This window comes from Pseudomonas sp. B392_1p, from assembly GCF_052245235.1.
In the GTDB taxonomy this organism is placed as follows: domain Bacteria; phylum Pseudomonadota; class Gammaproteobacteria; order Pseudomonadales; family Pseudomonadaceae; genus Serpens; species Serpens gallinarum.
This window is the reverse complement of the sequence record NZ_JBQPXM010000004.1, coordinates 385,992-395,392: the sequence shown is the minus strand read 5'-3', so window position 1 is coordinate 395,392 and position 9,401 is coordinate 385,992. Positions and strand designations below refer to the sequence as shown.

Here is a 9,401-nt window from a genome sequence, read left to right as displayed (position 1 = left end):
CCCCATGTGAGAGTAGGTCATCGTCAAGCGCCTAAACCCAAAACCCCAATCCGCGCACGCGGGTTGGGGTTTTGTCTTTGGGCAGAGAAAAAACGCGCGAAGCCAAATAGCTAATTACGCCCGCTGCGGTTGAGCCAAGAGGTCAGCGCGGCAAGCCTCGACTGGGCCTCAACAGCACTGAGCAAGGCGTCTACGGTCTGGAGCCGCTTGCCTGGATCAAGGGCCAAGCCCTGCTTTAGCACTTTCCACACACGCTGGGGCATATCACTCGGTCTAGTCGGCTGAGCGCTTATGGCTTCCACCTGTTTAGTGTCGACCTGTGGATAAGGTGGCTGGCCGTGGCACAGCTCATAAATGACGCAAGCGGCAGAGTACAGGTCTGTAGCCGTGCTCAGGGGGCTGCCGTTGAAAACTTCTGGCGCCGCATAGCGCGGTGTCCACGCGGCAAAACGCTCTCGTGACAGTTGGGGCAAGCCAGCCAGTGAGTTTTCTTTAGCGTGCCCAAGGCCGAAATCAAATAACCGAATGCCCTGGTTCCCTAGCATCAGATTACTGGGCTTGATATCGCCATGAATCACGCCTTGGCTGTGGATATAACGCAGCGCCAGCAGCAGCGCCAGTGAGATGTCTCTGGCCTTGAGCCAGGGCAGTCCTTGGGGATAGCGTAACAGTAGGTCATCGAGGGTGCAGCCAGTGAGCAACTCCATGATGATGAAAGGCCGCTCACTGACCGGGTCTATCTCAAAGCCGAACAGACGGATCACATGGCTGTGGTGCAGTCGTGAGGTGAGGGCGAACTCGCTGTGCAGCAACGCGTGGGCATCGGCATAGTCGAGGAAGCTCTCGCTGAGGGTTTTCAGCGCCACGTAGGGGTGTGGATCACCAAGCTGTTTGCGTAGCAAATCACAGCCGCGGTAAACCGCGCCCATGCCTCCCACCCCAAGCAGGCGCTCGATGCGATAGCGGCCTGATAATACGTCAGGCAACGGCTGCGCGGACCTGGCAGGACGATCTGCTTGGCGCGGGTTGCCAGGGCCGGTGAAGGCGAAGTAAGTCAGCGCCTCCGAGCCTGCCACGTCCTGAATGCTCATAAATGTTTCCTCACCGCTTCATCACCACGGCGCTGAGGTTGTCCCGAGCCGGCCCTGACAGCACCTGGTTGAACAAACGTGCCACTGCTTGCGTGGGCGTGCAGCAATTGAGTGCCGCACCCAGGGAATCTGCCGAGTGGCTCTGATAGAGGCCATCGCTACATAACAGCAGCACGTCACCGGGTAACAGTTCGAATTGCAGGATATCCAGCACCAATTCCTCACTGGCACCAATGGCGCGGGTCAGGACATGGGTTGAGGGATGGCGAGCCGCCTGTTCCGCACGCAGTTGCTGTCGATCAATCAGCTGCTGGGCGAGTGAATGATCGCGGCTGAGCTGATATAGATGCTTGTGGCGCCACAGGTAGCAACGACTGTCGCCGGCCCAGACGCATGCGGCGCGGTCTCCGGCAGCGAGCAGTGCCACGACCGTGCTGCCGACGATGGGATCAGGGTTGTCACGCAGGAGGGTCAGATCGCGCCCCAAACGCAGATTAAGATGATGCAAGCAGTGGCGCAGTTGCTTTATACGATCTTCCAGGCTGCCCTCGTAGGGTAAGTCAGCCAGACTCTCCACGATCAGCCGGCTGGCGAGGGCACCGTTATGATGCCCTCCCATGCCATCGGCCACGGCCCACAAGCCCCGCTCGGGCAGATTGAGTATGGCGTCCTCGTTGCGCGTGCGAACCTTGCCGGTGTCGGTTCGCGCGGCGCTGTGCCAAGTTAGCATCATGGCTGCCTCGCCCTCACAGGCTTGCAGGCAGCTTGAAGCCGCGCAGTAGAGCGATGTCGAAGGGATTCGGCGAGCGCTGGCTATGCAGCAGGTAGTTGGCCCGCACTCCGCCCAGGTTGGCTTTGAGCAACAGCACATCGCGGCCGCTGTGGTAATCCACTTCCATCAAATCCAGCAAGCGGAACAGCGACCAGGGGCCGGTATTCTGCTCAATGCCGATACGCCGACCACCTAACTCCTCAACGACCAGGCTGCTTCGCGCCTCGCCGTCTTGGGTCGGCCAGCGGAAGGCTGTCTGCACGATGGGCCCGTGGCGATACTCCATCAGTTGGTTGCCCAGACGGAAATCGGCGCGACTGAGACTGGAGTCCAGCGAGTACGGTTCCAATTTGAACAGCACCGACGGCTCGGCGGGATTCTCAGTGAAGAAGCTGCGGTTGATTGTCTGCACATGGCTCATTTGGGCCAGGAACTCCTGCGACAGCGGCAGGCCGAGCCCGTCCACGCGGCGCAACTGATAGCGTCCGGCGCTGCCGCTGACGAAGGGTTTCAGGTAGGTATCGAAGAAACGCTGGGCAATGCCCTGACTCTTGAAGAACTCGCGAAAGTCGGCTATCGCCACTTCGCTCTGGCTGTGGGCATAGAAGGGATAACGCTGTTTCAGCGAGCCCTGATACGCGTCGTACAGTTCGCTCTGGTAGCGCTGATTGAGGTACTGGTGAGCTTCGTTGAGCACCAGCAGCCAGCTGTCTTCTGCAAGCAGGCCCAGCCAGTTTCCCAGCGGTAATGGTAAGCGGCCTGCGCTGCTGCGCAGCAGGTTGATGGCGTCCTGCTTGCCATTGAGGCGGGCTTTGGCGGCTTCAAACGCGGTCTGCTCCGGTGAGCTGGCATGCGCGAGTGTGGACAGCTGTGCTTGCAGGGCGTCCATGGCTTGCAACGTGGCGGTGAGATTGCCGGTGGGGCCGCCATGCTCATCGAGTAACTGGTGCAGCGGCTCGAAGCGGCGCTCCAGAGCCTTGCGCGAGGTATCCGGCAAGTTCTTGGCTAACGCCGCCTGGGCTTGGCGGGATGCCGCAGCGGCCAGTTGTCCGGCTTTGCCGAGCGAGCCGCCGAGGTCCAGTGCAGCGTCGGCCACCTCTTCGGTGGCTGCCGGCCCTTCGAACCTGGTGTTGGCTCGCACTTCAACCAGTAGCGCCAGCAACGGCGAGTTGGCCGCGCTCAAGGCGGTGAACTGGTCGGCGCCGCGCTGGGCATTGCCAATGGGCTCCAACGCCAGTTGCGACAGCGCATCGCCCCAGTATTGGGTGTAATCGCCGAAGTACAGCTGCTCGACACTAACTAGCAAGCGGCTGAGTTCGTTGAGGCTGAGGCTATCGCTTTCGCCCAGAACCCAGTTGTCGCGCAGGATCTCGCGCACCAGCTCGGCGCCTTGGGCAACGAAGTACTGCTGGTAACCACGCTGGGTATAAAAGCCGGGTATGCGGTAATCGGCACCGGTAAACACGCCGCCCTGTGGGCCGAGTTTCTGGTTGAGCTGATAATCCGGCATGCTGCGTGCCTGGTCGCGCAGCATGCGATAGACCACCTCAGCCAACGATTCACTGCGCAGCACCTGCTGGGCCTCGGCGATCAGTTGATCGTTCAGCGGGTAAGGGCTGAAACCTTCGGCCAGCAGCCGCTCGAAATGGCTGTTCAGACCCTGTTGCGCTGTCGCATTGCCGGCGTAGCGCAGCGACCAGTCGCTAGCCAGCCAGTCCTTGAGGAAGGCTGGGTCGCGGCGTGCTTCCATGTTCAGCATCAAATAGGCGCGCAGGCTACCCAACAGGCGGCTGCGCTCATCCAGGTTGGCGCGTACCTGGGCCTCCAACTGGTTGGCCACGCGCGGTAGCAGCAGGGTATGCAGGTCGCGGTGATAGGCATCGTGCAGCACCGGATCGACGGCGTTTTTCTGGTACAGCCCGCCGCGCTGCAGCCAGGACACATCCGTGCCGGAAGGGAACACCTGGCTGGCGGCATAGCTACTATCCAGCGCCTTGAGGGTATGCAGGGCATCGTCCGCAGGGGCGATTTCCTGGCGTTCGCCGCCGAGTCGCTGGGCGATTTCGCGCAGTTGTTCCAGGCGCCCGTGGTTGGCTGAAAAACTGTTGGCCCACAGCCCGCCAACGACCAACAGGCAGGCGAAGGCGCCGGCATAGAGGGCGCGCTGTCCCCAATCGATGCGCTTGATCTCGCGCTGGTCGAGCCCTGCCAATTCGGCTTCGGGGAAAATTACCCGACTGAGTAGATGATGGATGAAGCGTGCGCGTCCGCTGCGATAACTCGGCAGGGCGGTGCTCGGCAAGCCGAGCTGGCGACCGATATCGACGGTGGTCGGATCCAGCGCATCCCGCAGCTGTGGCGCGCTGGTCAGGTAGAAGCCGCGCAGCTGGCTGGCCTGCTGGTAACGGTTGCCACTGAAGGCCAGCTCGATGAACAGACACAGGCGTTCGCCGATCTGCCCCATCTGGTGCGGAAAATCCAGGATGCGCCCGCGCCGCTGGGTGTCGCGCTCCTGATGCATGCGCATCACCACCTGGCTGTTCAAACGCCGCAGCAGTTCCTCGTACTCCTGGCGGACGACCTGCGCGTCTGTGCCGTTTTGCTCCTTACGGAAGCTGGCTCCGAGCACCTGATCGCTTTCCTCGCGGGACAACTGGTCGAAAAACTCATCGAAGCCCTGCAACTGATCGGCTTTGCTCAGGACCAGGTATACCGGTACCTCGACGCTCAGGCGTTCACGAATTTCGTGCAGCCGCTGGCGGGTGTGACGGGCGAGGTTTTCCAGCTCCAGCTCGTTGCCATTGAGCAACTGCTCTACCGGAACGGTGACCAGCACGCCATTGAGCGGCCGGGCACGGCGCTGACGTAGCAGGCCGAGCAGCGTGCGCCAGGCGGCGCCATCAAGGTGGGCGTCGGGCTGGGTCAGGTAACGCCCGGCAGTGTCGAGCAACACGGCATGCTCGGCGAAGTACCAGTCGGCGTAGCGGGTGCCGGAGACATCCTTGGTCAGGCGCTGCTCCGAGCTGTGCAGTGGAAACTCCAGGCCGGAGAAATCCAGCAGGCTGGTCTTGCCGCTGCCGTGCGGGCCGATCAGCAAGTACCACGGCAAGTCGTTGCGCCATTTTTCGCTGCGACCGCGATACAGACTGGAGCGCCGTACGGTGCGCAGCGCCTGCTTGAAACGCTGGCGCAACTCGTGCTGTTCGTCACCAAGCAGCTCGTCGCGGCGCAGTTTTTCCTGTGCGTCCTCATCCGCCTCGGCTTGCTTCTTACGGGCCGTGGCGCGCCAACTGGCGAACACCATGCTCAGGCCCCAGAGCAAGAACAGCCCGCTGATACTTAGCAGGCGACTGGTGGCAGAGGCCCAGAATTTGGTGTCGTTGACGGCCAGCAGCGGTCCGACAAACCACACCAGCAAGGCCACCATCAGTACCAGGCACAGGCTCCAAACCCAGGCTTTACGCAACACCTTGGCAACCTTGGCGAAAAAATCTTTCATCTCAATTCATCCCTGCAGACAATGTAGATCCATCCTTGGCCATTTCATGCACCTGATACGGTTGCAGCACCGTGTCGCGTTGCTCGCCAAGCACCCAGGCGAAGCCGGCATACAGCATGACCAGGCAGCTCAGGGTGCATACGGCAACCATCCACCAGGGCACGATGCGCACCAGTCGCCGGCGCGGGTCGCGCAGGCCTTCCCAGTGTGGGGACAGTTCGCGGGGCACGTCGCCGCGCAGTTGGCGAATCTGCCGGTACAGGCTGTCGCGCACCGCTTCCAGCTCCAGCATGCCGCGGGGCAGCACGCGATACTTGCCCTCGAACCCCAGCGACAGGCACAGGTACATCAACTCCAGCATGTGCAGGTGTTTTACCGGGTTGCGGGCCAGGCGCTCCAGCAACTGGAAGAAGCGCTCGCCACCAAAGGTCTCGTTGTGGAAGCTCGACAGCAGGCTCATCTGTGACCATTCGCTCTCGTTGCCCCACGAGGTGGTCACCAGCGCCTCGTCCAGCACGGTGCACAGTACATAGCGCGCGGCCATGACCTGAGCGCTTTCCGCACCTTCGTGCAGGGCGCGGTGCTCGAACAATTTGATCTCGCCCGTCAGGCGCTCCTTGAGCACGAACAGATCCTCGGGCTCCAGGGTGGGTTTCAGCCGCACCACTTCCGACAGCAGCGCTGAGGCTGCCGCGACCAGCGGGTTCAGGCTGATATTGAACGTCTCCGCCGGGCGCAGGCGCGCCGCGTAAACCATGCGTTCTTCCAGTTGTTCGTAGCGCGGCGCGGCAAAATCGGTCAGCGGGCTTTGCGCCGGCGTCGCGCCATGGCGATTGAGCACCACGGTCTTGTCATCCGCGAGGTTATCCATTTCTCTGATCATGTCGCTCAGTCCCTGATCGCCCAGAATTTCAGATCAAGCCCGGTGAACTCGCCGGACACGTGAAAGGCAAAGCCGCCGGAACGCGACAGCTGCGCCTGTTCCTCGGTGCCCAGCTCCAGGGCGAAGTAGGTCTTGCCGCTATGGAAAGGGATTTGTCGTGGCGCAACCGGCAGCGGCCGAACCTTTATGCCGGGCAGATGCAGGTTGACCAACTGACGGATCTGCTCCACCGGACCGACTTTCAGGTGCGCCGGCAAGCGTTGGCGCAGCGCTTCGGAATCGCCCTCGGCGCTGGCGGCCAGCACGAAGGACGCAGTGCCGAGCAGTTGATGATCGTGCAGCGGCGACACCTGGATGCCGTACTGACGTTGCTGCAGGGGCAATTCAACGGCGTGCTGTTCCAGCACCATCGACAGCACCTGCCGAATCGCATCCATCAGCGTGCGGAAGCTGGCGCCCTGGTGGCTATGTTGGTAGCGGCCGTCCAGCCGCGGACGCTTGCTTTCGCTGGCGAAGGTGGCCAACTCACCCAGAAGTCCGAGCAATTCACGGTAGATCTGCTCGGGATGCACCTGCTCCACACCCAGGTAATGGCGCAGCACCGGTTCGTGGCGGTTGATCAACTGCAACATCATGAAGTCGCCAACTTCTGCGCCCCCGACCTTGCCCGTCGCACGAATGCGCTCAGCCAGGGTGTCGCCGCGGTGGGCGAGCATGCTGATCACCTCCTTCAGGCAGGACAGCAGGTAACCGCTGGCATGAAAGCTAACAAACGTGGGAATGAACTCCGCGCTCAGGCTGATCACGCCGTCTGGGGTGGTATCGAGAATTTCGCACAGCTGCAGCTTCACAAAGGCCTGGTCGCTCTGCTGCTCGCCCACCAGCAGGCGAAAATCCGGCCGGCCGCAGCTGACCTGGCTGATGCTGCTATCGCCCGCATTGGAATCGGCCACCTCGGTCTCGAAGGCCGTGAAGCGGGCCAGCACGTCTTTCTGTTCCGCACGGCGGCTTTCGATGTGGTTGCCGGTCACCAGCGGCAATGCCAGGTACACCGGGGTATTGCCGGTGTTCGGCGCAATATCCACAGCCAGTGGCTCGCGTTCGGCGTCCAGCTCGAACAGGCTGCCGTCTGGCAGTACGCCGCTGGCCTGGCTGACCACCAGCTTGCCCATGTTGAGAAATTGCCGATCAATCTCCAGGGTAAAAAAGCCCCAGGCGTAGCTGTGCAGATGCCGGGTGCGGGTCTTCAACTGGTGCTCGTAATGGCGGTCGTTCTGTTGGAAGTGCTGCGGGCGCAGCAGCATGCCTTCCTGCCAAATCACTTTATGCAGGCTCATGTTCAGTGCTCCTGCAAGGCGAAGGATTCGGCATCGATGATTTCGCGGGCGCCGAAGTGCAGTTGGACGCGGTGACGGGCCTCTTCCCGCAGCGGGATGACGAACCGCCAGCGGCTGTCCGGCAGGTCGCGGTAGGCGGCCAGCACGCCTATATAGCGGCTGCCGGGCTTGGTTGAGACTTTCAGGGTCTGGCTTTGTCCGGGGCGCAGTTCCAGCTCCTCCTGGGTCACGAAATCAGGCGCAAGCGCTTCTTTGGCGCTGCCATACAGCGAGAAGAAATCAGCATTGGCAAAGGCCGCCGGATGCTTGAGTTCAATCAGGCGCACGACGATGGGTGAAGGCCGACCGTTGAGGTCCGGATTAAGGCGCTGGCTGCCGGTCAGTGACAGGTCCAGTTTGGTCATCGAGGAACTGCAGCCGCCAAGCATCAGTAGAGCGAGCAGTAACGGCAGGAAAATCGAGCGAGGCATGCACATCATCCTTGAACGTCGGTAGTGAGGGTGGCGATCAGGCGCACCTGTTCTTCATAGGCCTTGGCAAAGTCGCGGGCGAGCAGGCGCTCGCTCCAGTCCTTGTCCTGCTCAAGGGCGCGGTGCCAGCGCTGATAGGCCCGCCAGCGGCTGCCACCGGTGGCCAGCAGCGGCTTGCCGTCGCGCTCGAACTGCAGCGCCAAACGCTCGGGCGACAGCTGTTCGAGCATGCCGTTGACCGCCGCGCGACTGGCGGCAAGCAACGCCACCTGATGGGCTTGCAAATCACGAAAGGCCTGGCTGATCGCCTGTTCGGCGGGCAGCTGGCCGGGTCTGTTGTCGCGCAACAGAGCCGTCAGCGCGGTCTGGCTGTCCACGCTGTGCTTGAGTGGGTTGCTGCTGGTGCCCTGCACCGTGGTCAGGGCCAGGCGCAATTCGTTCTTCAATTCGCTGCGCGTGCGCAGGCTTTGTTGCAGGCTGCCAATGCTCTGCTTAAGCAACTGGGCGCAGCGCAGCGCCAGGTCTTCGCGTTGGGCTTCTTCCAGCGTGTCCAGATCGACTCCCAGGGCCGCACCAAAACGCTCCCAGAAACTGGCAGGCGCAGGCTGCGGCTGCATCGCGACTTCGTGGGGCGGTGGGGGGTTCACCAGCGTGGGCGGCGGCAGGTTGTCCCGCTCACTGCGCGCATAATCGTGCTGCTGCGAAGCCTGGGCTGGGCGCGTCAACAGCGCCAGTTCATCGACCTCGGCATACGCGGCCACGGGTTGCTCCAGACCGTGCAAAGGATCGAGATCGAGAAAGGCATCGTCAGGAATCAGGCTGCCGGCAGGCTGTGGACGCCCAAGATCGCCCTCGAACAGCATGGGGTCCTGCAGCAACCGCGCACGGATCTGCACATCGCCCAAGCAATATTCACTGCCATTTTCGATGCGCTGCGCCAGTCCCTTGGGCAGGCTGGCCCCCGTGTCCTTGAGCTGGATGCCATTGCTGCTGGTGTCGGTCAGATAAAACGCGCCATCGCGATAACTGACCGTGGCATGCCGGCCAGACAACACGCGCGTGCGATCCGGGATCATCCAGTCGCAGCCCTCCGCGCGCCCAATGACGCCACCTGCTTGAGTAAAGGTCTTGCTGGTCAATAGCCCCGGAAGAAATTCCCCGGCACTGACCACATCGAATACCAGTTCCATGGTGTGTTGCTCCTTAAACTCACTTGCCGCGCTGAGCAGCCTGCGGCTCGCCCAAGGGACGGTATTGATCATCGCTCCAGGTGTAATTGCCGGAGCAGCCGGAGAGGGCAAGGGCCAGTGCCAAAAGGGCAAGGGGATGGATGTTCATGACGTTACCTT

The 9,401-nt window shown here is 62.0% G+C and carries 8 protein-coding genes; all 8 read right to left on the bottom strand.

Going from position 1 to position 9,401, the window contains the following annotated elements; all coding sequences use genetic code 11:
* Positions 1-110: 110 nt before the first annotated feature.
* From ACTV8E_RS08505 to ACTV8E_RS08470, 8 genes are read right to left on the bottom strand one after another with little or no spacing between them, the layout of a single operon-like run.
* Positions 111-1,091, bottom strand: coding sequence for a serine/threonine-protein kinase (locus ACTV8E_RS08505; RefSeq protein ID WP_443199176.1), 981 nt, complete (start codon positions 1,089-1,091; stop codon positions 111-113).
* A gap of 10 nt (positions 1,092-1,101) precedes the next feature.
* On the bottom strand, positions 1,102-1,824 hold the full coding sequence (locus ACTV8E_RS08500) for a PP2C family protein-serine/threonine phosphatase (RefSeq protein ID WP_273538904.1): 723 nt from the start codon (positions 1,822-1,824) through the stop codon (positions 1,102-1,104).
* Positions 1,825-1,837: 13 nt separating this feature from the next.
* On the bottom strand, positions 1,838-5,362 hold the full coding sequence (gene tssM, locus ACTV8E_RS08495) for a type VI secretion system membrane subunit TssM (protein ID WP_443199175.1): 3,525 nt from the start codon (positions 5,360-5,362) through the stop codon (positions 1,838-1,840).
* Between the two features lies 1 nt (position 5,363).
* The gene (icmH, locus tag ACTV8E_RS08490; protein ID WP_273538908.1) at positions 5,364-6,245 is read right to left on the bottom strand and encodes a type IVB secretion system protein IcmH/DotU; all 882 of its coding nucleotides are present in this window, start codon (positions 6,243-6,245) and stop codon (positions 5,364-5,366) included.
* 5 nt (positions 6,246-6,250) lie between these two features.
* Positions 6,251-7,582 (bottom strand): type VI secretion system baseplate subunit TssK, encoded by a 1,332-nt coding sequence (gene tssK, locus ACTV8E_RS08485; protein ID WP_251834369.1) that lies wholly within the window; start codon positions 7,580-7,582, stop codon positions 6,251-6,253.
* 2 nt (positions 7,583-7,584) lie between these two features.
* Positions 7,585-8,052: a type VI secretion system lipoprotein TssJ gene (gene tssJ, locus ACTV8E_RS08480; RefSeq protein ID WP_251834370.1), complete on the bottom strand. Its 468-nt coding sequence runs from the start codon at positions 8,050-8,052 to the stop codon at positions 7,585-7,587.
* Positions 8,053-8,057: 5 nt separating this feature from the next.
* A complete protein-coding gene (gene tagH / locus ACTV8E_RS08475) occupies positions 8,058-9,242 on the bottom strand; it encodes a type VI secretion system-associated FHA domain protein TagH (RefSeq protein WP_443199174.1) in 1,185 nt (394 codons plus the stop codon).
* Between the two features lie 19 nt (positions 9,243-9,261).
* A complete protein-coding gene (locus ACTV8E_RS08470; RefSeq protein ID WP_443199173.1) occupies positions 9,262-9,390 on the bottom strand; it encodes a type VI secretion protein in 129 nt (42 codons plus the stop codon).
* Positions 9,391-9,401 lie beyond the last annotated feature (11 nt).

What these genes read in the sequence shown, in the direction of transcription:
- tagH (WP_443199174.1), bottom strand. Translation starts at nt 9,242, where the DNA reads ATGGAACTGGTATTCGATGTGGTCAGTGCCGGGGAATTTCTTCCGGGG.
- ACTV8E_RS08470 (WP_443199173.1), bottom strand. Translation starts at nt 9,390, where the DNA reads ATGAACATCCATCCCCTTGCCCTTTTGGCACTGGCCCTTGCCCTCTCC.
- tssJ (WP_251834370.1), bottom strand. Translation starts at nt 8,052, where the DNA reads ATGCCTCGCTCGATTTTCCTGCCGTTACTGCTCGCTCTACTGATGCTT.
- ACTV8E_RS08505 (WP_443199176.1), bottom strand. Translation starts at nt 1,091, where the DNA reads ATGAGCATTCAGGACGTGGCAGGCTCGGAGGCGCTGACTTACTTCGCC.
- tssK (WP_251834369.1), bottom strand. Translation starts at nt 7,582, where the DNA reads ATGAGCCTGCATAAAGTGATTTGGCAGGAAGGCATGCTGCTGCGCCCG.
- ACTV8E_RS08500 (WP_273538904.1), bottom strand. Translation starts at nt 1,824, where the DNA reads ATGATGCTAACTTGGCACAGCGCCGCGCGAACCGACACCGGCAAGGTT.
- tssM (WP_443199175.1), bottom strand. Translation starts at nt 5,362, where the DNA reads ATGAAAGATTTTTTCGCCAAGGTTGCCAAGGTGTTGCGTAAAGCCTGG.
- icmH (WP_273538908.1), bottom strand. Translation starts at nt 6,245, where the DNA reads ATGATCAGAGAAATGGATAACCTCGCGGATGACAAGACCGTGGTGCTC.